This window comes from Bradyrhizobium sp. CCBAU 53421 (assembly GCF_015291625.1).
GTDB lineage: Bacteria > Pseudomonadota > Alphaproteobacteria > Rhizobiales > Xanthobacteraceae > Bradyrhizobium.
In genome coordinates this window covers 5,177,008-5,200,534 of the sequence record NZ_CP030047.1, presented here as the reverse complement: position 1 = coordinate 5,200,534, position 23,527 = coordinate 5,177,008, and the positions used below count along the sequence as shown (strand labels likewise).

Sequence of the window (23,527 nt, the reverse complement as noted above, 5' to 3'; positions counted from 1 at the left end):
AAGGCGAAAAAGGCCGATTGCCTGGGGCAGTCGGCCCTTTGACGTACCTTATGGCGCTTTGGCGAGCTGGGTCGCGAAGTAGCCGATCGTCTTGGCGTACACCTCGCTCTTGTTCCACTGCTGAATGACCGCGAAATTCTCGCTGCCGGGCTCCCAGCCCTTGCCCTTCTTCCAGCCATAGCTCTTCAGGAAGTTCGCCGTCGACGCCAGCACGTCAGGCACGTTGTGCAGGAGGTCGCGCTTGCCGTTGCCGTCGAAGTCGACCGCGAACTTGATGTAGGACGACGGCATGAACTGGGTCTGGCCGATCTCGCCGGCCCAGGCGCCGCGCATCTCCTGCGGAGCGAGATCGCCGCGCTCGACGATGCGCAACGCATCCATCAACTCGGCCTTGAACATGTCGGAGCGGCGGCAATCATAGGCCAAGGTCGCCAGCGAGCGCAGGGTCGGAAACTTGCCGGTGTTGACGCCGAAATCGGTCTCCAGCCCCCAGATCGCGACCAGGATCTCGCCGGGCACGCCGTAGGATTCCTCGATTCGCGACAGCACCGAACCGTAGCGCTTCATCATGTCGGAGCCGCGATTGAGCCGCGGCGGCACCATGCGACCGGAGAACTGTTCGAAGGTCTGGCTGAACACCTGCTGCGAATGGTCGCGCGCCAGGATCGCCTTGTCCTGTGTGACGCCATTCAACCCGGCCTGGATCGCGTTCTGCGAAATGCCCTTCGTCACAGCCTCCTTCTTGAAATCGTCGAGCCAGGACTCGAACGTGCCCGTGCCGCATTGCGCGGCGAGCGCAGAGGCGGTCGAGGTCAACAGCAACGCGCCAGCGGCGAGGGCGCGAAAGGGAAAGCGAGAGGTCATCAGCAATTCACTCCGGAGTCTGCGATGTCATCGATTGGTCGCGAAAGCCGGCGGGTATGTTCGCGGCAACAGCGGCCAAAACAAGGCTCGCGAAAGAGCCGTAAATCTCAGGCAGTGCTGCAAATGCCACGCCAATTTCACACCCATTTGACGATCCGGAACGACAAACCGCCGGCCGAATATAATCGGCCGGCGGTTGCTTTGGCGTTTACGAGCTCGGGTGGGCCGGCGCTTATCCGCGATCGCTGCGCCGCCACGGGAACAGGTTGGCCGGGAAGTCGGCGGCGGGCTTGCGCTCGCGCGGCTCCGGGATCACCGGCCGGGCGTTCGGATCCTTGACGATGACCTCGCGATAGAGGTGCCAGGTGGCGTGGCCGAGCAGCGGGATCACCACGGCAAGCCCGAGGAAGAACGGGATCGTGCCCAGCACCAGCAACACCGCGACGATCAGGCCCCAGGCCGCCATCGGCACCGGGTTCTGCGCGACGGCGCGCATCGACGTCACCATGGCTTCGCCGGCGCTTGCCTGGCGGTCGAGCATCATGGGGAAGGCGACCACGCTGATGCAAAGCGCGACCAACGCGAACAGGAAGCCGACGCTGCAACCGACCACGATCAACCACCAGCCCTGCGGAGTGGTGAGCACGCGCTCGGCAAAATCGGGAACGTTGGCTGCGGTCTCATAGCCGAACACCGCGGTGTAGATTGCCTGCGCGGTCGCGATCCAGGTCACGAACAGGGCGAACAGGATCGTTCCGACCCCGAGCATCGCGCCGAATGACGGCGAGCGGAACACCTCCATGGCGTCCCATGCGGAAGCTTCCCCGCCGTCCTCGCGGCGGCGGCTCATCTCGTAGAGGCCGATGGCGGCAAACGGGCCGAGCAGGGCAAAGCCTGCGGCCAGGGGAAACAGCAACGGCAGCACGGAATAACCGTGCACGGTGCGCGCAAGCACGAGGCCGAGCACCGGATAGATCAGACACAGGATGATGGCGTGGCTCGGGACTGCCTTGAAGTCTTCCCAGCCGAGACGCAGCGCTAGATGCAAATCGGACAGGCCGATGGTGCGGATAACCGGCGCAGATGCGGCGCCTTGTCCGCTCTGCGTCATCGATGTGACATTGCCTTGGTATGGACTGGCCATGGTCGTTGTCTCCCTCTGGGCGGGCGCATTCTGCGCCCGGCGCGCGGGCACAAACGTACTGCCTCTCGAAGCGATCACGAGCAAGCCAGACGCGAAAGACAGAGCAGGGAACTGGCCGTGTCGCGAACTGTTTGGTGAGGGTACTCCCAAACCGTGGCAAAAGCACTCACGCTTAAGTGAATGTCGCATTGGCAAGGTATTGAGGGGGCGATACACTTCAACTGCGACCTCGGTCAGCCGGCGCATTGCCGTGTGGCCTTCACATCTCAACTCTCTTGGGAGCGAACGATGAGCATTTTCGGAAAAATCATGGGCGCGATCTTCGGCAGTAGCGCCAGCGCTGCGCCCGCCGGCGGAACGGCCACAAGCGCAGCTCCCGCCGGTGGATCCGGTAGCGCATCGCCGTCTCCTTCCGCGGTACCCGCCGGTGCCGCGCCCGCTCAGTCCGTCGACGTGGCCCCCATCCTCGACAAGGCTGTTGCCGCGAAGGGCGAGAAGCTCGAGTGGCGGACCTCGATCGTCGATCTGATGAAGGCGCTCGACATCGACTCCAGCCTGTCGGCGCGCAAGGAGCTCGCCAAGGAGCTCGGTTACACCGGCGACACCAACGATTCCGCCAGCATGAACATCTGGCTGCACAAGCAGGTGATGACCAAGCTCGCGGCCAATGGCGGCAAGCTGCCGCCCGATATCAAGCACTGACGGGATCATCTTCCCGCAGACGGCCAGGGCCCGCGCCAGCGCGGGCCCTTTTTTACGCGCGGGCGAACATCTATAGATCGGCGAACAAGAAGGAGAACGCTCATGACTGATCTCGATCGCCGGACGATGCTTGCGACCGGTGCCCTCGCACTGGCCGGCGCCGCGGCACAATCCGCGCCGGCCCATGCCGAGGCCGCGCCGAAGGCGATGTTTCCGGTCCCGGCCGTGACGATCCCGATCGTCGGCGCCACCGAGGTATTCCAGGTCCGCCGCATCTACTGCATCGGCCGCAACTACGCCGCGCATGCGATCGAGCGTGGCTCCGATCCGACGCGCGAGCCCCCGTTCTTCTTTCAGAAGCCGACCGATGCGATCCAGAATGTCGCGATCGGCACGGTTGCCGATCATCCCTATCCGTCGTTGACCAAGAACTATCACCATGAGGTCGAGCTGGTCGCCGCGCTGAAGTCCGGCGGCAGCAACATCCCCGCCGACAAGGCGCTCGATCACGTCTATGGCTACGCGCTCGGCCTCGACATGACGCGGCGCGATTTGCAGAACGGCATGGCCGCGGAGAAGAAGCCGTGGGAGATCGGCAAGAGTTTTGACCACGCCGCGGTGCTCGGCCCGATCCACCCGGTCGATAAGACCGGGCATTTCACCCAAGGCGCGATCTTGCTCGCGGTCAACGGCACGGTGCGGCAGAGCTCGGATCTGAAGAACATGATCTGGAGCGTCGCCGAGCAGATCGCAAAGCTCTCCGAAGCCTTCGAGCTCAAGGCCGGCGACATCATCTATTCCGGAACGCCGGAGAATGTCGGCCCGGTGGTCAAGGGCGACGTGCTGCTCTGCAAGCTCGAGGGCCTGCCCGACATGTCGATCAAGATCGTCTGACGAAGGGCAGGGTGTTAGCCGGCGAGATCCGCGTATTCCGGATGCTTGTCGAGGTAGTCCACCACGAAGCCGCAGCCGGCGATCACCTTGTGGCCGTCGGCGCGGATAAGCTCCAGCGCTCCCTTGACCAGCTCCGACGCGATGCCGCGGCCGCGCAGGGCGCGCGGTGTCTCGGTATGGGTGATGATGACCGCCGAGGGCGTCCGCCGGTAATTCGCAAAGGCAAGCCCGCCCTCGGTATCGAGCTCGAAGCGCTTCTCGGCCTTGTTGTCGCGGACGCCAGCCATCGCAAAATCCCGGTTGATTCACCCGCCATGATCTAAGCGCGTGAACCCGCCGGTGCAAAGCTGCGACCAACCCGCAAATTGGCATTTGTGGATTGACGATATGCGCATTGTTGCCTGCCTGACCGCCGCATTGCTCGGCGCCGCGTTGACGCTGCCAAATCCCCCGAAAGCGGCTGCGGCCGATGATCCGAGCTGGCAGACCTGCATCGGCGCCGCGACGGCCCCAGGCGATCGCGTCACCGCCTGCACGGCGGTGATCGACGGCAAGACCCAGACCGGGAGGCGGCTGGCCGGGGCCTATTGCAACCGCGGTCATGGACTGACCGAAAAGCGCGAGCTCGACGCCGCGCTCGCCGACCTCAACGAGGCCATCGAGCTCGATCCCGCCTTTGCCTGCGCCTATACCAATCGCGGCCGCGTCTACGCCTTCAAACAGGATCTCGATCATGCCATCGCCGACTACGACGAGGCGATCCGCATCGATCCGGCGTTCGCGATGGCCTACAACAATCGCGGCGATGCCTGGCTCAACAAGGGCGATCTCGACCGCGCGCTGGCCGACCTCAGCCTCGCCATCAAGTACAACCCGCAACTCTCTGTGGCCTATGGCAATCGCGGCTTCGTCTATTACCGCAAGCACGACGCGGCGCATGCCATCGCCGACTTCACCGCCGAGATCAAGCTCGAGCCCAACGTGCTCGCCTATATCAACCGCGGCAATGTCTATCGCGATGCCGAGCAGCTCGATCGCGCCGCCGCGGACTACGGCGAGGCAGTGAGGATGGCGCCGACCGACGCCCGCGGCTGGCGCAACCGCGGTATGATCCGGCTGTTTCAGGGCGACAACAAGGGCGGGCTCGCCGATTACGACAAGGCGCTGCAATACGATCCGGCCGACGTCTATTCCTGGAACAACCGCGGCCAGGCCAAGCTGCGGCTCGGCGACAAGACGGGCGCGGCAGCCGATTTCCGCAAGGCGCTGGAGTTGCAGCCCGATCTGAAGACCGCCAAGGAGGCGCTGGCCCGGCTCGGTGGGACGCGCTGACGGCCGCGCCCGTAGCCGTCGCTCCTGCCGCATCGCACATACGCCGATCGGGCCTTGCGGGCCGATGCAACTCGATTAGGATTGATCCCTGACATACGCCCGTGATGCGGCCCGATGGTCGTTTGGTACGGAGTGGTGAGGCCGGCCGCTGACGTATGCCCCTTGTCGCGAGGAGGTTCGTCATGTCGGACAATCGTTTCTTCGGCACACACCGCCCCTGGGAGGACTGGCTCGGCATGCTGCTCGGCGTGCTGATCATGGTCTCGCCCTGGTTTCCGATGCAGGTCAGCGACGTCGTCGATGTCGAGCGCAGCCATTTGGTGCTCAACAGCTTCGTGGTCGGGATGCTGGTGCTGGGCCTCGCCCAGCTCGAATATGTCGCTTTGCATCGCTGGGAGGAGGTGGCGAGCATCGCGCTCGGCCTCTGGCTGATCGCGTCGCCCAACATCTACGGCTATTCGGAGGACCAGACGCTGCAGCTCTGGCACATCCTGCTCGGCGGGCTGGTGGCCCTGATCGGGGCACTGCAGCTCTGGCAGGACTGGAACCTGAGCGAGCAGGACCTGGCCAAGCATCCGCAGTAGCGGTCCAGGGCCAAGTCTCGGCCAAGTCTCGGGCAAGTATTCGGGCCAAATATAGTCGGGCTGGCAGCCGCCGGCGCGGTATCGTCGCGCCGCGGTCGTCGGGCCTTGCCGAGGGCGGCGGCTTGGCGATAAACCGGGTGGCATCAACCCCTTGCGGCGCTTGAAGACGCCCGGTTCTGACCGAGGAAACATCCGATGACCGTTCCGACCTTGCCCTGTCTGTTGTGCGTATCGGCGGGGCGGCAATGAGCGGGTCGGCTGAGACCGCGCCGCGCGGCGGGATCGCGCGGGTGTCGCGCCGGGTGATGAACCTCGCCTACCTCCTGACCCAGAACGCCCGCCGCCACGGCGACCGTCCCGGCTTCATCTGGAACGAGAAGGCCTGGTCGTGGCGTCATATCGATCAGAACGTCTCGGCGCTGGCGGCGGCGCTGGCCGCGCGCGGCATCGGCAAGGGCGACCGCATCCTGGTGCATTCCAAGAACTGCGACGAGATGTTCTGGTCGATGTTCGCGGCCTTCCGGCTCGGCGCGGTCTGGGTGCCGACCAATTTCCGTCTGATGCCGGACGAGGTCGCCTATCTGGCGACGGCCTCCGGCGCCAAGGCGTTTCTCTGCCACGCCGACTTCCCCGAGCACGCCAAGGCGGCCGCCAATCCCGCGCTCGAATTCGTCTGGCGGATCGGCGAGGAGGGCACGTTTGGCGAGGCGACGGTTGGCGACGTCATCGCCAAACATGCCGGCGCCGCGGTCGAGAACGTTGCCGTCGAGTACGACGATCCCTGCTGGTTCTTCTTCACGTCAGGCACCACCGGCCGCTCCAAGGCCGCGGTCCTGACCCACGGCCAGATGGCCTTCGTCATCACCAACCATCTGGCCGACCTGATGCCCGGCACCACCGAGGACGACGCCTCGCTGGTGGTGGCGCCGCTGTCGCACGGCGCCGGCGTGCATCAGCTGGTGCAGACGGCGCGCGGCGTGCCGACCATCCTGCTGCCGTCGGAGAAATTCGACATCGCCGAGGCGTTCCGCCTGATCGCCAAGCACCGCGTCAGCAACATGTTCACGGTGCCGACCATCCTGAAGATGATGGTCGAGCATCCCGCCGCCGACCAGCACGACCATTCCTCGCTGCGCTACATCATCTATGCCGGCGCGCCGATGTACCGCGAGGACCAGAAGGCCGCGCTGACCAAGCTCGGCGGCGTGCTGGTGCAGTATTTCGGTCTTGGCGAAGTCACCGGCAACATCACGGTGCTGCCGCCCGGCCTGCACGATCCCGAGGACGGCCCGCATGCGCGGATCGGCACCTGCGGCTTCGAACGAACAGGCATGCAGGTCTCGATCCAGGGCGACGACGGGCGCGAGCTGAAAGCGAACGAGACCGGCGAAATCTGCGTGATCGGGCCCGGCGTGTTCGCCGGCTATTACGACAATCCCGAGGCCAACGCGAAAGCGTTCCGCGACGGCTGGTTCCGCACCGGCGACCTCGGTCACATGGACGAGGAGGGCTTTGTCTACATCACCGGCCGGGCCTCCGACATGTACATCTCGGGCGGCTCCAACATCTATCCGCGCGAGATCGAGGAGAAGCTCTTGACGCATCCCGCGGTCGGCGAGGTCGCGGTGCTCGGCGTGCCCGATCCGTTCTGGGGCGAGGTCGGCATTGCCGTCTGCGTCGCGCGCGAGGGTGTGGACGCGGTTGCGGAGGCCGAGCTTGCGGCGTATCTCGCGCCGAAGGTGCCGCGCTACAAGATGCCAAAACGCTTCTTCTTCTGGGAGGCGCTGCCGAAGTCCGGCTACGGCAAGGTGCCGAAGCGGCTGATCCGCGACGAGCTCGAGGCGCGCGGGCTACTCGAGCTGATCGCCAAATCGACGGGCAATTGAGGCGATGCGCAGCATCGCCCAGCCTGGCACTCCGGTCTCTGAGCGCATCCAATGGGTCGCCGCGCGCGGCCGCGCGTTTTCCTTCGTGCTGGAAGCCGGCATTCCCTTGCTCGAAGCGGTGCGCCGCGGCTTTGCGGCGGAAGGATTTTCCGGCGGCGTGCTAAGCGCCACAGGTGGTGCGCTCGGGCCGTTCGCCTATGTGATGCCGGCGCTGTCGAAGGACGGCGTCAACGCTGCGTTCTACAGCGACACGTTCCGTCCCGACGGCGTGACGCGGCTCAAGCTTGCGGCGCTGACCTTCGGCGAGCGCGACGGCGCGCCTTTCTTCCATTGCCACGGCCTGTGGACCGAGGCCGACGGCCGCTTCAACGGCGGGCACATGCTGCCGGACGAAACCATCGTCGCCGAGCCGTTCGAAGTCAGCGCGTTCGGGATCGACGGCGCGACGTTCCTGGCCGAGTCCGATAGCGAGACCAACTTCAAGCTGTTCGGTCCGGTCGAAAGCGCGCCGGCGGGTGCGAAGACCACCAGCCATGCCTTCGCGTTGCGGCTGCGGCCGAACCAGGATTTCGCCTGCACGCTGGAAGGCTTTTGCCGCCAGCACGGCATTCTGCGCGCGCGGCTACATGGCGGGGTCGGCTCGACCATCGGCGCGGTCTTCAGCGACGGCCACAGCGTTGTGCCGTTCGCAACCGAGCTTGCGGTGACCGCGGGGCAGATCGCGCTTGACGCCAATCGCCGGCTGCGCGCCAGTCTCGATGTCGCGCTGGTCGACTATCTCGGCGGTATCGCCGAGGGACGCCTGGTGCGCGGCGACAATCCCGTGCTGATGACGATGGAGCTGGTGCTCGAGGTGCTGGAGGAGGCGGAGCAGCCTTAGGGGGCAGGGCACAGTGTCGCGGTCAGGTCGGTGCAACAAGACGACAATTAATCCCGTCATCCTGAGGAGCGCGAAGCGCGTCTCGAAGGATCGACGGCCACCAGCCGGGCCGTGCGTCCTTCGAGGCTCGCTCCGCTCGCACCTCAGGATGACGGGACTTAGAGCGGATTCAACTGTCAAACAGCCAAGCACCCAGGGTCATCACCCACTTTCGCGCACGCGGGTGATCCAGCATTCCAGAGACGCCGCTGCTTGAGCCGAGAGGCCGCGGCGTACTGGACCCGGTCGAGCCGGGCGATGACAGTTGTGGTGGTGGACGCAGTTTCGCTTTGTCGCGGCGCTAGGGCCCGCTCACCGCCGCTTGCGGACATGGATGTTGATGTCGAGGTCGATGGCGCTGACGCAGGTCTGCCCGGTGCGGTGCGAGCCGCCTTCGTACCAGGGGCCCTTGCGCAGGCTGACGTCGCTGACATTGGCGAGGTGCAGGCAGCGCCATTGCGGCAGACTGCCCGAGCTCTCGCCGGCGAACTGCCAGGCCAGCACGACCTCTTCGCCGCTCTTGTTGTGGCCGATGATATGCGGGCAGACCTGGCGCGGGCGGCCGTCATAGCTGCAGACCGCCTGCTGCTCGGTGAGGATCGCCTTGCGGAAGAATCCGTAAGCCTTGCTGGGCATGTCGGCCTTGCGGGGTATCGGATATCACGTCATCTAGGATTGTGACGGGCTGGGATCATAAACTGTGCCACCCGCCGTTGTTTCCCCGGATTTGCGCATATGGCCAGACGAAGCCGCCCGATCAACATGCCCGCGCCGTACCTGAGGCGCGTCTGGCTCGATCCCGCGCGCATTCCCGATCGCAACGCATATCCGTTCGTGCTGCCGCTGCTGCGCGACGAATTCGAACTCAGCTTCGACAAGGCGATCACCATCATCGTCGGCGAGAACGGCACCGGCAAGTCGACGCTGCTGGAGGGCATCGCGGTGATGGCCGGCTATGACGATGCCGGCGGCGGCAAGGGCTATCGCGCGGTCGACCACGGCAATGCCGTTGAGAAGATGGGCGGCTCACTTGCGTCGGCGCTGCGTGCCAGCTGGCTACCTAAGATCACGAATGGCTGGTTCTTCCGCGCCGAGAGCTTTTTCTCGGTGGCGCGCTATGTCGACGAGGCCGCGCTGGATGTCGGAGACGTGCCGCCGAACTTCCTGTCCTATTCCCACGGCGAGGGGTTCCTGCGCTTCTTCAACGAGCGGTGCCAGCGGCAGGGCATCTTCATCTTCGACGAGCCGGAATCTGCGCTGTCGCCGTCGCGGCAGATCGAATTCCTCAAATTGTTGCACCGGATGAACGGCACCGGCCACTGCCAGGTGATCATGGCGACCCACGCGCCGGTGCTGATGGCGTATCCGAACGCGACGCTGTTGCGGGTTACCAAATATGGGCTGGAGCCGGTGGGCCTCAAGGACACCGATCACTACCGGCTGATGCGCGAGTTCTGCGACGACCCCAAGGGGTTCGTCGAGGCGGCGATCGAGGACTGAAGCCGCTGCCCGGCAGGCTTGCCTCCCGGGGAAGCCGGCGGCGGCGACTTCGCTCTGGTGCAAGAAACAGGTCGCCGGTCTAGGCTAGAACCTCCAATCATAAACTGCGGCATGCGCCCGGCGGCGCAGGGCCGACAGGCATCGGGAGAGGACCAAGGATGAGGCGGACGATCGCACGGACTTTCGTGGTGGCGGCGGCATTGACCGTGTTGGGGGCCGCCTGGGCCCATGGGCCGACCCGCCAGAAGGTACGGGAATCCATCGAGATCGATGCGCCGCAGGCCAAGGTGTGGGCGGTGATCGGCAATTTCCAGGACATGAGCTGGCTTGCCGGTGTCGCAAAGACCGAGGGCGAGAAGGGCAACGAGATCGGCGCCACGCGGCGGCTGACCCTGGCACCTGGCATTACCATCGACGAGGAGCTCTACAAATACGAGCCCGAGATGATGAGCTATTCGTACCGGATCACCGCGGTCGACGTGAAGGTGCTGCCGGTCACCAATTATTCCTCGACCCTGTCGGTGTCGCCGGCGCCGGGCGGCAAGGCGAAGCTGGAATGGGCCGGCGCCTTCTACCGCGGCTTTCCGAACAACGATCCGCCGCCGGAGCTGAACGACGAGGCCGCCGTGAAGGCGGTGAGCGAGCTCTACCGGGGCGGGCTGGCGGCGCTGAAGAAGAAGATCGAGAGCGGCAGCTGAGCATGCGCGCGATCGCGCTGCTGGCGCTGCTCGCCGGCCTCGGCGCCGCGCGGGCCGAGGAGGCGTTCGTCACCAACCAGCTCAGCGACGACCTGACGGTGGTCGATCTTGCGAGCTCGAAGCCGGTGGCAACGATCCCGATCGGCGGCAAGCCCGCGGGTGTCGCTGTCAGCAATGACGGCCGCTTCGCCTATGTGACGAGCCCGGATGCCAAGGCGGTCACGGTGGTCGACGCGTCAACGCGCAAGGTGGTCGGCCGGGTCGACGTCGGCGGCGGGCCGCTCGGCATTGCCGTGGCGCCCGACGGCGCGACGGTCTATGTCGCCGACTGGTACGCCGCCGCGGTGCGGGTGATCGATGCCAGGGAGCAGCGTGTCGTGGCCAATCTTGCGGTCGGCGCTTCGCCGTCCGGGCTTGCCGTGACGCCGGACGGGCGGCGGCTGCTCTCGGCCGACCGCGACGACGACAGCGTGTCGATCATCGACACTGGCACGCGGGAGCGGCGAGGGATCGTGAAGGTCGGCTCCCGTCCGTTCGGCGTCACCGTCGATGCAGAGGGCAGGCGCGCCTACACCGCCAATGTCGGCTCCAACGACGTCTCGGTGATCGACATCGCGGCCGCGCGCGAGATCGGCCGCGTCCACGTCGGCCTGCGTCCCTATGCGGTGGCGCTGGCGCAGGGCCGCGGCTTCGTCACCGACCAGTATGACGGCAAGGTCAGCGTGTTCGACCTCGCGACATTGCAGCCCGTGAAGCGGATCAGTGTCGGCGATTACCCCGAAGGCATCGAGGCCACGGCCGACGGCAAGCAGGTGGTGGTCGCGAACTGGGAGAGCAATACGCTCTCCGTGATCGACGCCGCCGAGCTGAAGGTGATTGGCGAGGTCAAGGTCGGCGACAGCCCAAGGGCGTTCGGGGTGTTTCTGAGAAGGACGGAGTAGGTGTGCTGCGCAGGGCGGGCTAGCGACGCGTCACCCACCGCTACGATTTCTTCGCTTGCCGGGTGACTTGCTCGTCACGTTTGGCCTTGGGTATAAGTCAGCCGGACAGGACCACACCCGATGCCGATCGATCAAATCCAGCTCAGCAAGTTCTTGAGCTTCGTGCTGCGGCACAAGCCCGACGAGATCGGCTTGACGCTCAGCGCTGACGGCTGGGCCAACATTGATGAACTGGTTGAGAAAGCCAACGCGGCCGGAACGCGGTTTAGCCGGGCTGACCTGCTCGATGTCGCCGCGGCCAGCGACAAGAAGCGGTTTTCGATCTCGGCCGATGGCCGCGACATCCGTGCCGCGCAGGGGCACTCGGTATCGGTGCAGCTGGGTCTGCCGCCGCAACAGCCGCCGTCGATCCTGTATCACGGGACCGCGACGCGGTTTGTCGATGCGATCCTGGTGGAAGGCCTGAAGCCGCAGGCACGCCAGCAGGTGCATCTGTCCGCCGATGAAGCGACAGCCGTGCGCGTCGGTCAGCGTCACGGCAAGCCCCACATTTTCAAGGTCGATGCAGGTGCCATGCACGGCAAGGGATTCAAGTTTTACCGGGCGGACAACGGGGTATGGCTGACCGACCGGGTGCCGCCGGAGTTTCTCGGGCAGTGACGGCGGATTACGCTTCGCCAATTCGCCCGACGACCTGTGCACATTGGGACGCGCAGGTGCTATAATCCCGGCCGAACAAGGGAAAACAGGGAGGATGCCATGCATCATACCTTGGTGCCCAGCGACCGCGTCGAGCATGTCTGCGTGTTCGGACGCGACGGCACGAAGCTCGGCTCGATCGAGCGGCTGATGCTCGACAAGGTGAGCGGCACGGTGGCCTACGCCGTGATCAAGACTGGTGGCGTGCTCAGCACTCACCACCATTATCCCGTCAAATGGACGGCCTTGAAATTCGATCCCGCGCGCCAGGCCTTCGAGGCCGAGGTGACGCTGGACGATCTGCGCACCGGCCCGTCCGAGTTCGACGGCGACGAATTCGACTGGGGCGACCGCTCGCACGCGTACACGCACCCGAATTATTGGGCGGTGTAGGGCGGGAGTGGGCTGCTCCAGTCATCGTATCCCGCATGAGCCAACGGGTCGCGCGAACACGCGCCCGATGACAGGCTCAGAGAGATGCGGGAGCCATCCACTTGTTCGGCCGACAGTCCCGGATATCGCTTCGCTCATCCGGTCTACTTGCTCCTGCGCTTCTGGTAGCTTTCATCAGCACGCACCATCGTCGCTTCGTCAAAGGCAGACCCATGCCCCAATTCAAGCCCGCCGGCTGGCCTTCCGTGATACCGAGAATTGTCACGCGCGATCTCGCCGGTTTGGCCGGCTTCCTGAAAGACGTTTTCGGTGCGGAAGGCGACGTCCGCTCCGGCGCGCCAACGGAAATGCGCATCGGAGACTCGATCATCCTGATCAGCGACGGCGGAGGCGTCCGCGGGGCCATGCCGGCCTTTCTCTATGTCTACGTCGAGGACGCGGACGAGACCTATCGGCGGGCGATAGCGGCCGGTGCTGAATCGATCGAGGCACCTGCCGATACGCCCTATGGCGACAGGCGAGCGACGGTCCGGGATTCCTGGGCAAACGTCTGGCAGATAGCCACTTACCGAGGAAATCCGTAGGATGGGTGGAGCGAAGCGATACCCATCGTTCGGGCCGCGAGATGAGTCGATGGGTTTCGCTTCGCTCTACCCATCCTACGCGCTACGTGCGACGGGCTTGGTCCGCTCGAAGCAACCACATGACCTGGTCGTGATACTGGGGTGGAAATGCGACTGAAAGCGGATGGTCCGCCGGTCGCGACATCTTGCAGACAGCGTCATTCAGAATTGCCACATAGGTCATGGCGTTCGACACGTCGCTAATCAGGGGTACGTCCGTATGCGTTACGAATACGGGACCGCGGGGCAACCATGAGAGATCGCGAATACATTCCTCGAATGCATCCCAAGTGTTGCCAAAGTAATCGGGGAATCGGAGCTGCGCTGCGAGCGTAGCCAAGAGCGCTGCTTTGCTTGTCACGTTTTCGGGAATGTTTGCGCGCGCCGCAGCGGTGTGCGGAGCGCTGTCATCTCCGAACGCGAAGCTTGTTTGCGGCTCGCTCACCCTACCAATGTCACTCCGCCGCCTCGCTCGCTGAGCTCTTCCTCGGCTTGCTGTTCGCCTTCTTCAGCACCGGTGCCAAAAACTTGCCCGTATAGCTGCGCGGCGCCTTGACGATGTCCTCGGGCGGGCCCCAGGCGACGATTTCGCCGCCGCCGTCGCCGCCTTCGGGGCCGAGGTCGATCACCCAGTCGGCGGTCTTGATGACTTCGAGATTGTGCTCGATCACCACCACCGTGTTGCCCTGGGCGACCAGCTCGTGCAGCACCTCCAGAAGCTTGGCGACGTCATGGAAGTGCAGGCCGGTGGTCGGCTCGTCCAGGATGTAGAGCGTGCGGCCGGTGGCGCGCTTCGACAGCTCCTTGGCCAGCTTGACGCGCTGGGCTTCGCCGCCCGATAGCGTCGTCGCCTGCTGGCCGACATGGATGTAGTCGAGGCCGACCCGGTGCAGGGTCTGGAACGTCTCGCGCACGCGCGGTACCGCCTTGAAGAACTCGGCGGCTTCCTCGACGGTCATGTCGAGCACGTCGGCGATGCTCTTGCCCTTGAACAGCACCTCGAGGGTCTCGCGGTTGTAGCGCTTGCCCTTGCAGGTGTCGCAGGTGACGTAGACGTCGGGCAGGAAGTGCATCTCGATCTTGATGACGCCGTCGCCCTGGCAGGCCTCGCAGCGGCCGCCCTTGACGTTGAAGGAGAAGCGCCCGGGCTCGTAGCCGCGCGCCTTGGCCTCGGGCAGGCCGGCGAACCATTCGCGGATCGGCGTGAACGCGCCGGTATAGGTCGCGGGGTTCGAACGCGGGGTGCGGCCGATCGGCGACTGGTCGATGTCGATGATCTTGTCGATGTGCTCGAGGCCCTCGATGCGGTCATGCGGCGCGGCGCCTTCGCTGGCGTTGTTCAGTTTGCGCGCGATCGACTTGTAGAGCGTATCGATCAGCAGCGTCGACTTGCCGCCGCCGGAGACGCCGGTGACGCAGGTGAACAGGCCGAGCGGAATCTCGGCCGAGACGTTCTTCAGATTGTTGCCGCGGGCATTGATGACCTTGATGGTGCGCCGGTGGTTCGGCGGCCGCCGGTCGGGGACGGGCACCGAAAGCTCGCCGGTGAGATATTTGCCGGTCAGCGATTTCGGGTTGCGCATGATCTGGTCGGGCGTGCCCTCGGCGACGATGTGGCCGCCATGCATGCCGGCGCCGGGCCCGATATCGAGCACGTAGTCGGCCAAACGGATCGCGTCCTCGTCGTGCTCGACCACGACCACGGTGTTGCCGAGGTCGCGCAGCCGCTTCAGCGTGTCGAGCAGGCGGGCATTGTCGCGCTGGTGCAGGCCGATCGACGGCTCGTCCAGCACGTAGAGCACGCCGGTGAGGCCGGAGCCGATCTGCGACGCCAGGCGGATGCGCTGGCTCTCGCCGCCGGACAGCGTGCCTGACGAGCGCGACAGCGTCAGGTAGTTGAGGCCGACGTCGAGCAGGAAGGTCAGGCGCTCGCGGATCTCCTTGAGGATGCGGGTCGCGATCTCGTTCTGCTGCGCGTTCAGCGCCTCCGGCACCGTCTCGAACCACTCGCCGGCGCGCTTCACCGAAAGCTCGGAGATCTCGCCGATATGCTTGCCGCCGATCTTGACGCACAGCGCCTCCGGCTTCAGGCGGTAGCCGTGGCAGCCCTCGCAGGGCACGTCGGAGAAATACTTGCCGAGCTCCTCGCGGGCCCACTCGCTCTCGGTCTCGCGGTAGCGGCGGTCGATGTTGGTGACGACGCCCTCGAACGGCTTCTTGGTGTCGTAGGAGCGGACGCCGTCCTCATAGGAGAACTTGATCTCGTCGTCGCCGGAGCCGTGCAGCAGCGCGTTCTGGACCTTCTTGGTCAGGTCCTTCCACTTGGTGTCGAGCGTGAACTTGTAGTGCTTGCCGAGCGCGGTCAGGGTCTGGATGTAATAGGGCGAGGACGATTTCGCCCATGGCGCGATCGCGCCCTTGCGCAGGGTCAGCTCCTTGTCGGGGATGACCAGGTCCTCGTCGATATGCTGCTCGACGCCGAGGCCGCCGCAGGCCGGACACGCGCCATAGGGGTTGTTGAAGGAAAAGAGTCTGGGCTCGATCTCGGGAATGGTGAAGCCGGAGACCGGGCAGGCGAACTTCTCCGAGAACAGGATGCGCTCGGGCCCGCTCTTGTCGTGGATCTTCGCGGTCTTCTTCTTGTCCTCGGCGGCGGCCGCGGGCGCGTCGGCGTATTCGATCACCGCGAGGCCCTCGGCGAGCTTCAGCGCGGTCTCGAAGCTTTCGGCGAGGCGCTGGGCGAGGTCGGGGCGCACCACGATGCGGTCGACCACGACGTCGATGTCGTGCGGGAATTTCTTGTCGAGCGCGGGCGCCTCCGCCAGCTCGTAGAAGGTGCCGTCGATCTTGACGCGCTGAAAGCCCTTCTTGAGGTACTCGGCGAGCTCCTTCTTGTACTCGCCCTTGCGGCCGCGCACGACGGGCGCCAGCAGATAGAGGCGGGTGCCCTCGGGGAGCGCCAGCACGCGGTCGACCATCTGCGAGACGATCTGGCTCTCGATCGGCAGGCCGGTCGCGGGCGAATAGGGCACGCCGACGCGCGCCCACAGCAGGCGCATGTAGTCGTAGATCTCGGTGACGGTGCCGACCGTGGAGCGCGGGTTCTTCGACGTCGTCTTCTGCTCGATCGAGATCGCCGGCGACAGGCCATCGATCTGGTCGACATCCGGCTTCTGCATCATCTCCAAAAATTGCCGCGCATAGGCCGACAGCGACTCGACGTAGCGGCGCTGCCCCTCGGCGTAGATGGTGTCGAATGCCAGCGACGACTTGCCGGAGCCGGACAGGCCGGTGAACACCACGAGCTTGTCGCGCGGAATCTCGACGTCGATGTTCTTCAGATTGTGTTCGCGCGCGCCGCGGATCGTGATGGCGCGCGATGAGGAGCCGGCGTTCTGTTGGCGCTTCGCCTTGAGCACTTCATCCATTGCGACAGTTCCGGGCGCATGATCGGGCGCCTTTTGGGCGCGCATCGCCGGTGATGCCGGGAGCTTGCGCCGATGGGGTGTGAAGACTGGAACGTAGGAAGAACGGTCGACAATTTCCAGTGCTGAGTCGCGTCCATCAACGGATAGTTTGCCTGTTGGCAGCAGCCGTCAGCAGGGGTCGGTTCCGCCAGGGCCTTTTCCCGCTCCGATGGAAGCGGAACGGGCTCTCGATTTCTGTTTTGCCGCGGTTTTCTCGACGCGAACCGGGATCGATCCCGGATCAAGTCCGGGACAGGCCTCGCTCGAAAGCACTCATAAGCAAAAAGGCCGGCGCGAGGCCGGCCTTTCCGTACGATCTGCGCGCAGATCGATCTCAGTATTCGGCTCAGTACTTAGCTTAGTACTTGGCGACGATCGGGCCGCCGAAGTGATAGTTCACGCCGAACTGCACGCTGTGCAGGTTGAGGTCCGGCGAGGCAACGCCGAAATAGGTCTCGCTGCCGAGGCTGCGATACAGGTACTCGCCCTTGATCGACCACTGCGGGGCGATGAACGCCTCGATGCCGGCGCCGACGGTCCAGCCGGAGTGGAAGTTGCTCTGCGAGGCGGTCACGCCGAGCGCGCTGACGCTGATCTTGTTGTCGACCCAGGCGTAGCCGCCGGTGCCGTAGAACAGCACCTTGTCGACGGCGAAGCCGATGCGGCCGCGCGCGGTGCCGAGCGCGTCGATCTTGCTCTTCACGGTGACGCCGAGCGTGTTCACCGAAGCGTCGACGTCAGCCCATGCGCCGTCAGCCTCGAGGCCGTACACGATGTTACCGGCCTGCCAGTTGTAGCCGATGGTGCCGCCGGCGAAGCCGCCTTCCATCTTCGGATTGCCGGAGTCCTCGCTGGCATAGCCACCGAAGCCGCCGATGTAGAAGCCGGTCCAGTTGTAGATCGCGGCCGGCGGCGGCGCCTTCACGTAAGGCGCGCGTGCCGCCATATCGGCGGCCATTGCTGGTGCAATTGCGCTGAGGGCAAACATGCCGGCCGAGGCCAGCAAAACATTCCTGATTTTCAAAGTCCCAGTCCCATTTTCTTGTTGTCCCCTTCAAACGTTGAAGGGAGCGTCACAGCAGTGTCGCGTGACGATCATGTGTTTCTACATAGAAACCTCGGAAGTTGTGTATCCGTGAAACCACAATGCACGGAAAACGGCCCAGGCGTGGCGCGCGCTCGCACGCAACACAAGAGCCGGCGCGCGGCCGGCTCTTGTGTTCGTCGTGTACGTGCGTGTGCGACCGCCGGTAGCTCAGTATTTCGCCGATACGACCGGGCCCGGCGAATTGAAGTGGTAGTTGATGCCGAGCTTGACGGTGTGGAAGGTGTCCTTCCACTCCGAGCGATCGTTGAGTGTGGGCGTGTACTGGATCGGCGCGACCTTGCCGAGATCGATGTAGTTGTACTCGAGCTTGGCCGACCAGTTGACGGCGAACCACGCTTGATTCGTGGCTATGGTTCGGCGCGCCGGCTGCGCAGGCAAGCCGGTCACAAAAAGGCCGGCGCGAAGCCGGCCTTTCCTTAGGTCAAATCCGAGTCGCGCGATCAGTAGCGCGCAACCACCGGGCCGCCCCACTTGTAGTTCACGCGGACGGTGACGAGGTCGACGTCCTGGCGATCGCGGATGCTGCTGAACAGCGCGCCGGCCGGCGTGGTGAGGTTGTAGGTCTTGTCCTGCATGAACAGGTGGTCGTATTCGACACCGGCGGTCCAGTTCGGCGCGAAGCCGACTTCGATGCCGGCACCGATGGTGCCGCCCCAGCGGGTGTCGCTGGCGCTGCCGGCGAGGACGCCGGTCGGCGTGAAGTAGGTGTTGAAGCGGTTGTCGGTCAGCGCCGCACCGCCCTTGGCGTACAGCAGCACGTTGTTGACGGCGTAGCCGATCTGGCCAGTGAACAGGCCGAACGCGTCGATCTTGCTCTGGTTGGTGAACAGGCCCGGGAACAGCGCGCTGTTGTTGCTGCCCTTCAGGTCGGCCCAGTCGCCCTGCGCTTCGAGGCCGAACACCCAGGCGCCCGCCTGCCAGCGATAGCCGATCTGGCCGCCGGCGACGCCGCCGGTCGCATCATGGCAACCATCCGATCCGATGAAGATGCCGCCCGGGACCTGGTCCCAGCAATTGTGGCTCGAGCCCCAGCCGCCGTTGACGCCGATGTAGAAGCCGCTCCAGTCATAGACGGCGGCGATCATCGGCGGCGGCGCCTTGGTGTAGGGGCGTGCCGCAAGATCGGCGGCCGCGGCCGGCGCAGCGAATGCAATCAGGGCAACCGTACCGAGCAAAAACTTCTTCATCGTGAAACTCCCAGCTCCCAATCGGCTTCCAAAGGGTCCCGAAGCGCGATCTCAGACGCGAGCGCCCGTCTGATGGGTGCTAGCTATACGCTGATTCAACCGGAAGCGCCGTCTCCCAAAAGCCACACTCGCGGAAGAAGTGTGGCCGTTGCAAGGCATTGATTTTTCGCCGGTTTTCTCGTGCTGTGGAACCGGCAGGCAGCCCCGGATCGAAATCGGATGCCGCTCGACCGGCGCCGGCGGGCTCTACGGCTGGTTGTGGCGAACAAAACTGGAACATTGTCGGCGGCGGTGCTATATCTCGATATCCGTGGATAAACCGCGCGACGGCAAAGGCAGCGAGCCGGCTCCGGCGTATAGGGTCATCCACGACGCCTGCAAAGTAAGTGGCGAAGGTTGAGAGTGGCGGCCGATGTCCGGACGCCCGGTTTTGAGTGGAGATGATGCGATGGCAGGAAGCGTGAACAAGGTGATCCTGGTTGGAAACCTCGGCAAGGATCCGGAAATCCGGCGGACGCAGGACGGCCGTCCGATCGCCAATCTTTCCATCGCCACCTCGGAAACCTGGCGCGACAAGGGCACCGGCGAGCGCAAGGAAAAGACCGAGTGGCACCGCGTCGTGATCTTCAACGAAGGCCTCTGCAAGGTCGCCGAGCAGTACCTGAAGAAGGGCGCCAAGGTGTACATCGAGGGTCAGTTGCAGACCCGCAAATGGACCGACCAGAGCGGCGTCGAGAAGTACTCGACCGAGGTCGTGCTGCAGGGCTTCAACTCCAACCTCACCATGCTTGACGGGCGGGGCGGCGGAGGCGGCAGCTTCTCCGATGACGGCGGCAGCGATTTCGGCTCGTCCGGTCCGGTCAGCTCGGCGCCGCGCCGTGCGGTCGCCGCCGGCGGCGGCAGCCGCAACAGCGACATGGACGACGACATCCCGTTCTGATCGCGGCTCGCGCGTTCCAGCGCTCCGCCGTTCCGTGAAGATTATTTCGCGGAACGGCGTGGCGTTTTGTCGTGGCAATATCTTCGTGTGAATTATGATGATAACTCTCTAAACGTCTGTAGTGTCTTGTCCGGCTGATGGCGTCCCGTGTGGGTTCCTAGGACTTTGACACAGGCAAATGTAAATGATATTTACATTGGCCTGCGGCAAGTGATGTCTGGCCGCGAGCTTCACTCGAGGGCTGCCATCATGAGCCTCGCGCCATTGCTCGACGCTGCGCCTGCGATCCCGCTCCACGCCTTTGCCGCGATGGCCGCCTTCGTGCTCGGCTCCATCCAGCTCGCCGCACCGAAGGGCACGCTGCCGCACCGGACGCTGGGCTGGATCTGGGTGATCCTGATGCTGGTCGTCGCCGGGAGCTCGTTCTGGATCCACCAGATCCGGCTGCTGGGCCCGTGGAGCCCTATCCATCTGCTGTCGATCTTCTCGCTGGCCATGCTGGTGCTCGGCGTGACGGCGGCGCGGAGCCACAACGTTCGCCGCCACAAGTTCACGATGATCGGCATCTTCTTCGGCGCGCTGGTCATCGCCGGCCTGTTCACCTTCGTGCCCGGGAGGATCATGCACGCCGTGGTGTTCGGGCACTGAGGGAAGCGAAATCGCGCGTTCCGTGCGCAATTCGGCACTCGCCATTGGCTTCCCGCGCCATGCAGCGATCGAAGCCGGCAACAAGCCCGTAAGTGCATGAAAAAACGAAGGGAAAAACGGCTTGCCGGAGCCGCGCAAGGGTGGTTATCAGGCCCCCGATGGGCTATATGATTCCCCAGCAGAACTGACCGGATTTCCCCTTTGTCCGATAACGACGACCACAAGCCCGGCGAGCCGCCGGGGCCCTCAGATATTCGTCCCGTTTCCATTCTCGACGAGATGAAGAAGTCCTACCTCGATTACGCGATGAGCGTGATCGTGTCGCGTGCGCTGCCCGATGCGCGCGACGGGCTCAAGCCGGTGCACCGGCGCATCCTCTATTCGATGCATGAGCAGGGACACACGCCGGACAAGAAGTATGTGAAATCCGCCCGCGTCGTCGGCGACGTGATCGGTAAATATCACCCGCACGGCGACCAGTCGATTTACGACGCGATGGTCCGCATGGCGCAGGATTTCTCGCTGCGCGTGCCGCTGATCGATGGCCAGGGCAATTTCGGTTCGGTCGACGGCGATCCGCCGGCGGCTTATCGATACACCGAGGCGCGGCTGACCAAGGCGGCGCTCGCCGTGCTGGCCGACATCGACATGGAGACCGTCGATTTCCAGCCGAACTACGACAACTCCGAGAAGGAGCCGTCGGTTCTGCCGGCCCGGTTCCCGAACCTCTTGGTCAACGGCGCCGGCGGTATCGCCGTCGGCATGGCGACCAACATCCCGCCGCACAATCTCGGCGAGGTGGTCGACGCCTGCGTGGCGCTGATCGACAATCCGGCGCTCACGATCGACGAGCTGATCGACATCATTCCCGGACCTGACTTCCCGACCGGCGGCGTCATCCTGGGCCGCCAGGGCATTCGCAGCGCCTACCATCTCGGCCGCGGCTCGATCGTGATGCGCGGCAAGGTGACGATCGACACGATCAGGAAGGATCGCGAAGCCATCGTCATCACCGAGATTCCCTATCAGGTGAACAAGGCGACGATGGTCGAGCGCATTGCCGATCTCGTCAAAGAGAAGAAGATCGAAGGCATCGGCGACCTGCGCGACGAGTCCGATCGTGACGGCTATCGCGTCGTCATCGAGCTGAAGCGCGAAGCGGTGCCCGACGTGGTGCTGAACCAGCTCTACCGGTTCACGCCGCTGCAGACCAACTTCCCGGCCAACATGCTGGCGCTGGATTCCGGCCGTCCGCAGACCATGAATCTGAAGGACCTGCTCACCATCTTCGTCGCGTTCCGCGAGCAGGTGGTGACGCGGCGGACCAAGTTCCTGCTCGGCAAGGCGCGCGATCGCGCGCACATCCTGGTCGGCCTTGCGATCGCGGTCGCCAACATCGATGAGATCATCCGGGTGATCCGGACCTCGCCCGATCCGAACACCGCGCGCGAGGCCCTGATGTCGCGCGACTGGCCGGCGCGCGACGTCGAGGCGATGATCACGCTGATCGACGATCCCCGGCATCGCATCAACGAGGACGGCACGCTGCGGCTGTCGATGGAGCAGGCCAGGGCGATCCTCGATCTCCGGCTGCAGCGCCTGACCGCGCTGGGGCGGGACGAGATTTCCGAAGAGCTCGACAAGCTCGCGGCCGAGATCGCCGACTATCTCGACATCCTGCGCTCGCGGGCGCGCGTGCAGGGCATCGTCAAGACCGAGCTCGCCGAGGTGAAGCAGCAGTTCGCGACGCCGCGCAAGACCGTGATCGTCGAGCAGGAAGGCGAGGTCGAGGACGAGGACCTGATCCAGCGCGAGGACATGGTCGTCACCGTGTCGCACGCCGGCTACGTCAAGCGCGTGCCGCTCTCGACCTACCGGGCGCAGCGCCGCGGCGGCAAGGGCCGCGCCGGCATGCAGACCCGCGACGAGGATTTCGTCTCGCGCCTGTTCGTGGCCTCGACCCACACGCCGGTGCTGTTCTTCTCGTCACGCGGCCAGGTCTACAAGGAGAAGGTCTGGCGGTTGCCGATGGCTGCGCCAAACGCGCGCGGCAAGGCGCTGATCAACATCCTGCCGCTGGAGCAGGGCGAGCGCATCACCACGATCATGCCGCTGCCGGAGGATGAATCCTCCTGGAGCAATCTCGACGTGATGTTCGCTACCACCAGCGGCACCGTCCGGCGCAACAAGCTGTCCGATTTCGTCGACGTCCGCCGCTCCGGCATCATCGCCATGAAGCTCGGCGAGGGCGAGGCGATCGTCGACGTGCAGATCTGCACCGAGCGCGACGACGTGCTGCTGACCGCCGCCGGCGGGCAGTGCATCCGCTTCCCGGTCACCGATGTGCGCGTCTTCACCGGCCGTACCTCGATGGGCGTGCGCGGCATTGCGCTGGCCGAGGCCGACAAGCTGATCTCGCTGGCGATCCTGCGCCATGTCGAGACCACCTCGGACGAGCGCTCGGCTTACCTGAAAATGCGCCGTGCGGTGGCCGGCGAGGCCGCAAGCGAAGAGCCGGCGGATACCGAGGCCGAGGAGACCACGAACGCGATCCAGCTGTCGCAGGAGCGCTATGCCGAGCTGTCGGCCGCCGAGCAGGTGGTGCTCACCGTCTCCGTCAACGGCTACGGCAAGCGGACCTCGTCCTACGAGTACCGTACCACCGGCCGCGGCGGTAAGGGCATCGTCGCCATGAGCGTCAACAACCGCAACGGCAACCTCGTGGCGTCGTTCCCGGTCGAGGACGCCGACCAGATCATGCTGGTCACCGACAAGGGCCAGCTGATCCGCTGCCCGGTGGCCGACATCCGCGTCGCCGGCCGCTCGACCCAGGGCGTGATCGTGTTCGACACCGCCGAGGATGAGCACGTGGTCTCGGTCGAGCACATTCCGGAAGAGGAAAACGGCGAGAACGGCAACGGCGGCTAGCCAAGGCGCGGAACTGATCAGGCTCGGTCGAGAGAGCCTCGGGGCGAGCCGGAAGGCTCACCCCGGAGCA

At 64.9% G+C, this 23,527-nt stretch carries 24 protein-coding genes; 15 read left to right on the top strand and 9 right to left on the bottom strand.

Annotated features, from left to right (window positions below; genetic code table 11):
* Window positions 1-48: 48 nt before the first annotated feature.
* A complete protein-coding gene (locus XH92_RS24880; RefSeq protein ID WP_194454459.1) occupies window positions 49-864 on the bottom strand; it encodes a lytic transglycosylase domain-containing protein in 816 nt (271 codons plus the stop codon).
* Between the two features lie 232 nt (window positions 865-1,096).
* The gene (locus XH92_RS24875) at window positions 1,097-2,008 is read right to left on the bottom strand and encodes a DUF2189 domain-containing protein (RefSeq protein ID WP_194454458.1); all 912 of its coding nucleotides are present in this window, start codon (window positions 2,006-2,008) and stop codon (window positions 1,097-1,099) included.
* A gap of 288 nt (window positions 2,009-2,296) precedes the next feature.
* Here XH92_RS24875 and XH92_RS24870 point away from each other — a divergent pair, with 288 nt between their 5' ends.
* Both XH92_RS24870 and XH92_RS24865 read left to right on the top strand, forming a co-directional pair.
* Window positions 2,297-2,710, top strand: a complete 414-nt coding sequence (locus XH92_RS24870; protein ID WP_194454457.1) for a DUF3597 domain-containing protein — start codon at window positions 2,297-2,299, stop codon at window positions 2,708-2,710.
* Window positions 2,711-2,812: 102 nt separating this feature from the next.
* A complete protein-coding gene (locus XH92_RS24865; protein ID WP_194454456.1) occupies window positions 2,813-3,604 on the top strand; it encodes a fumarylacetoacetate hydrolase family protein in 792 nt (263 codons plus the stop codon).
* Window positions 3,605-3,618: 14 nt separating this feature from the next.
* Here the strand turns inward: XH92_RS24865 and XH92_RS24860 are convergent, their stop codons facing one another.
* The gene (locus XH92_RS24860; protein WP_194454455.1) at window positions 3,619-3,891 is read right to left on the bottom strand and encodes a GNAT family N-acetyltransferase; all 273 of its coding nucleotides are present in this window, start codon (window positions 3,889-3,891) and stop codon (window positions 3,619-3,621) included.
* A gap of 100 nt (window positions 3,892-3,991) precedes the next feature.
* On the opposite strand from XH92_RS24860, the gene XH92_RS24855 reads away from it, so the two are divergent.
* From XH92_RS24855 to XH92_RS24840, 4 genes are all read left to right on the top strand, one after another.
* Window positions 3,992-4,936: a tetratricopeptide repeat protein gene (locus XH92_RS24855; protein WP_194454454.1), complete on the top strand. Its 945-nt coding sequence runs from the start codon at window positions 3,992-3,994 to the stop codon at window positions 4,934-4,936.
* Window positions 4,937-5,118: 182 nt separating this feature from the next.
* Complete coding sequence (locus XH92_RS24850; RefSeq protein WP_194454453.1) at window positions 5,119-5,520, top strand: SPW repeat protein; 402 nt, start codon at window positions 5,119-5,121, stop codon at window positions 5,518-5,520.
* Between the two features lie 245 nt (window positions 5,521-5,765).
* Window positions 5,766-7,406 carry an acyl-CoA synthetase gene (locus XH92_RS24845; RefSeq protein ID WP_194454452.1) on the top strand — a complete coding sequence of 547 codons (1,641 nt, stop codon included), beginning with the start codon at window positions 5,766-5,768 and terminating at the stop codon, window positions 7,404-7,406.
* A gap of 4 nt (window positions 7,407-7,410) precedes the next feature.
* Window positions 7,411-8,286: a PCC domain-containing protein gene (locus XH92_RS24840; protein WP_194454451.1), complete on the top strand. Its 876-nt coding sequence runs from the start codon at window positions 7,411-7,413 to the stop codon at window positions 8,284-8,286.
* Between the two features lie 351 nt (window positions 8,287-8,637).
* Here XH92_RS24840 and XH92_RS24835 read toward each other — a convergent pair whose 3' ends face one another.
* Complete coding sequence (locus tag XH92_RS24835) at window positions 8,638-8,961, bottom strand: hypothetical protein (protein ID WP_194454450.1); 324 nt, start codon at window positions 8,959-8,961, stop codon at window positions 8,638-8,640.
* 99 nt (window positions 8,962-9,060) lie between these two features.
* Between XH92_RS24835 and XH92_RS24830 the strand changes: the two genes are divergently transcribed.
* From XH92_RS24830 to XH92_RS24805, 6 genes are all read left to right on the top strand, one after another.
* Window positions 9,061-9,825 carry an AAA family ATPase gene (locus tag XH92_RS24830; protein WP_194454449.1) on the top strand — a complete coding sequence of 255 codons (765 nt, stop codon included), beginning with the start codon at window positions 9,061-9,063 and terminating at the stop codon, window positions 9,823-9,825.
* 158 nt (window positions 9,826-9,983) lie between these two features.
* The gene (locus tag XH92_RS24825; RefSeq protein WP_194454448.1) at window positions 9,984-10,523 is read left to right on the top strand and encodes an SRPBCC family protein; all 540 of its coding nucleotides are present in this window, start codon (window positions 9,984-9,986) and stop codon (window positions 10,521-10,523) included.
* Window positions 10,524-10,525: 2 nt separating this feature from the next.
* Complete coding sequence (locus tag XH92_RS24820) at window positions 10,526-11,464, top strand: cytochrome D1 domain-containing protein (RefSeq protein ID WP_194454447.1); 939 nt, start codon at window positions 10,526-10,528, stop codon at window positions 11,462-11,464.
* A gap of 120 nt (window positions 11,465-11,584) precedes the next feature.
* Complete coding sequence (locus XH92_RS24815; RefSeq protein WP_194454446.1) at window positions 11,585-12,124, top strand: RNA 2'-phosphotransferase; 540 nt, start codon at window positions 11,585-11,587, stop codon at window positions 12,122-12,124.
* 99 nt (window positions 12,125-12,223) lie between these two features.
* Window positions 12,224-12,556, top strand: a complete 333-nt coding sequence (locus tag XH92_RS24810; RefSeq protein WP_194454445.1) for a PRC-barrel domain-containing protein — start codon at window positions 12,224-12,226, stop codon at window positions 12,554-12,556.
* Window positions 12,557-12,768: 212 nt separating this feature from the next.
* Complete coding sequence (locus XH92_RS24805; protein WP_194454444.1) at window positions 12,769-13,140, top strand: glyoxalase/bleomycin resistance/extradiol dioxygenase family protein; 372 nt, start codon at window positions 12,769-12,771, stop codon at window positions 13,138-13,140.
* A gap of 82 nt (window positions 13,141-13,222) precedes the next feature.
* Here XH92_RS24805 and XH92_RS24800 read toward each other — a convergent pair whose 3' ends face one another.
* The 5 genes from XH92_RS24800 to XH92_RS24780 all read right to left on the bottom strand — a co-directional run bounded on the left by XH92_RS24800 (window position 13,223) and on the right by XH92_RS24780 (window position 18,941).
* Entirely contained in the window at window positions 13,223-13,540 is a 318-nt protein-coding gene (locus XH92_RS24800; RefSeq protein WP_246788582.1) for a barstar family protein, read from the bottom strand.
* 94 nt (window positions 13,541-13,634) lie between these two features.
* Window positions 13,635-16,607: an excinuclease ABC subunit UvrA gene (gene uvrA, locus XH92_RS24795; RefSeq protein WP_194454442.1), complete on the bottom strand. Its 2,973-nt coding sequence runs from the start codon at window positions 16,605-16,607 to the stop codon at window positions 13,635-13,637.
* A gap of 397 nt (window positions 16,608-17,004) precedes the next feature.
* Window positions 17,005-17,664 (bottom strand): outer membrane protein, encoded by a 660-nt coding sequence (locus tag XH92_RS24790; RefSeq protein WP_194461408.1) that lies wholly within the window; start codon window positions 17,662-17,664, stop codon window positions 17,005-17,007.
* A gap of 237 nt (window positions 17,665-17,901) precedes the next feature.
* A complete protein-coding gene (locus XH92_RS24785; RefSeq protein WP_371817820.1) occupies window positions 17,902-18,132 on the bottom strand; it encodes an outer membrane protein in 231 nt (76 codons plus the stop codon).
* 62 nt (window positions 18,133-18,194) lie between these two features.
* Window positions 18,195-18,941 carry an outer membrane protein gene (locus tag XH92_RS24780; RefSeq protein WP_194454441.1) on the bottom strand — a complete coding sequence of 249 codons (747 nt, stop codon included), beginning with the start codon at window positions 18,939-18,941 and terminating at the stop codon, window positions 18,195-18,197.
* Window positions 18,942-19,389: 448 nt separating this feature from the next.
* Here XH92_RS24780 and XH92_RS24775 point away from each other — a divergent pair, with 448 nt between their 5' ends.
* The 3 genes from XH92_RS24775 (at window position 19,390) to gyrA (ending at window position 23,457) form a co-directional block, all read left to right on the top strand.
* Window positions 19,390-19,881 (top strand): single-stranded DNA-binding protein, encoded by a 492-nt coding sequence (locus XH92_RS24775; RefSeq protein ID WP_021081257.1) that lies wholly within the window; start codon window positions 19,390-19,392, stop codon window positions 19,879-19,881.
* 249 nt (window positions 19,882-20,130) lie between these two features.
* A complete protein-coding gene (locus tag XH92_RS24770) occupies window positions 20,131-20,529 on the top strand; it encodes a DUF2306 domain-containing protein (protein WP_194454440.1) in 399 nt (132 codons plus the stop codon).
* A 201-nt stretch (window positions 20,530-20,730) separates the two neighbouring features.
* Window positions 20,731-23,457, top strand: a complete 2,727-nt coding sequence (gyrA, locus tag XH92_RS24765) for a DNA gyrase subunit A (protein ID WP_194454439.1) — start codon at window positions 20,731-20,733, stop codon at window positions 23,455-23,457.
* The last annotated feature ends 70 nt before the right edge of the window (window positions 23,458-23,527 follow it).

Excerpts from the sequence above, each read along its gene's own strand:
- XH92_RS24880 (WP_194454459.1), bottom strand. The coding sequence starts at position 864 with ATGACCTCTCGCTTTCCCTTTCGCGCCCTCGCCGCTGGCGCGTTGCTG.
- XH92_RS24875 (WP_194454458.1), bottom strand. The coding sequence starts at position 2,008 with ATGGCCAGTCCATACCAAGGCAATGTCACATCGATGACGCAGAGCGGA.
- XH92_RS24870 (WP_194454457.1), top strand. The coding sequence starts at position 2,297 with ATGAGCATTTTCGGAAAAATCATGGGCGCGATCTTCGGCAGTAGCGCC.
- XH92_RS24865 (WP_194454456.1), top strand. The coding sequence starts at position 2,813 with ATGACTGATCTCGATCGCCGGACGATGCTTGCGACCGGTGCCCTCGCA.
- XH92_RS24860 (WP_194454455.1), bottom strand. The coding sequence starts at position 3,891 with ATGGCTGGCGTCCGCGACAACAAGGCCGAGAAGCGCTTCGAGCTCGAT.
- XH92_RS24855 (WP_194454454.1), top strand. The coding sequence starts at position 3,992 with ATGCGCATTGTTGCCTGCCTGACCGCCGCATTGCTCGGCGCCGCGTTG.
- XH92_RS24850 (WP_194454453.1), top strand. The coding sequence starts at position 5,119 with ATGTCGGACAATCGTTTCTTCGGCACACACCGCCCCTGGGAGGACTGG.
- XH92_RS24845 (WP_194454452.1), top strand. The coding sequence starts at position 5,766 with ATGAGCGGGTCGGCTGAGACCGCGCCGCGCGGCGGGATCGCGCGGGTG.
- XH92_RS24840 (WP_194454451.1), top strand. The coding sequence starts at position 7,411 with ATGCGCAGCATCGCCCAGCCTGGCACTCCGGTCTCTGAGCGCATCCAA.
- XH92_RS24835 (WP_194454450.1), bottom strand. The coding sequence starts at position 8,961 with ATGCCCAGCAAGGCTTACGGATTCTTCCGCAAGGCGATCCTCACCGAG.
- XH92_RS24830 (WP_194454449.1), top strand. The coding sequence starts at position 9,061 with ATGGCCAGACGAAGCCGCCCGATCAACATGCCCGCGCCGTACCTGAGG.
- XH92_RS24825 (WP_194454448.1), top strand. The coding sequence starts at position 9,984 with ATGAGGCGGACGATCGCACGGACTTTCGTGGTGGCGGCGGCATTGACC.
- XH92_RS24820 (WP_194454447.1), top strand. The coding sequence starts at position 10,526 with ATGCGCGCGATCGCGCTGCTGGCGCTGCTCGCCGGCCTCGGCGCCGCG.
- XH92_RS24815 (WP_194454446.1), top strand. The coding sequence starts at position 11,585 with ATGCCGATCGATCAAATCCAGCTCAGCAAGTTCTTGAGCTTCGTGCTG.
- XH92_RS24810 (WP_194454445.1), top strand. The coding sequence starts at position 12,224 with ATGCATCATACCTTGGTGCCCAGCGACCGCGTCGAGCATGTCTGCGTG.
- XH92_RS24805 (WP_194454444.1), top strand. The coding sequence starts at position 12,769 with ATGCCCCAATTCAAGCCCGCCGGCTGGCCTTCCGTGATACCGAGAATT.
- uvrA (WP_194454442.1), bottom strand. The coding sequence starts at position 16,607 with ATGGATGAAGTGCTCAAGGCGAAGCGCCAACAGAACGCCGGCTCCTCA.
- XH92_RS24780 (WP_194454441.1), bottom strand. The coding sequence starts at position 18,941 with ATGAAGAAGTTTTTGCTCGGTACGGTTGCCCTGATTGCATTCGCTGCG.
- XH92_RS24775 (WP_021081257.1), top strand. The coding sequence starts at position 19,390 with ATGGCAGGAAGCGTGAACAAGGTGATCCTGGTTGGAAACCTCGGCAAG.
- XH92_RS24770 (WP_194454440.1), top strand. The coding sequence starts at position 20,131 with ATGAGCCTCGCGCCATTGCTCGACGCTGCGCCTGCGATCCCGCTCCAC.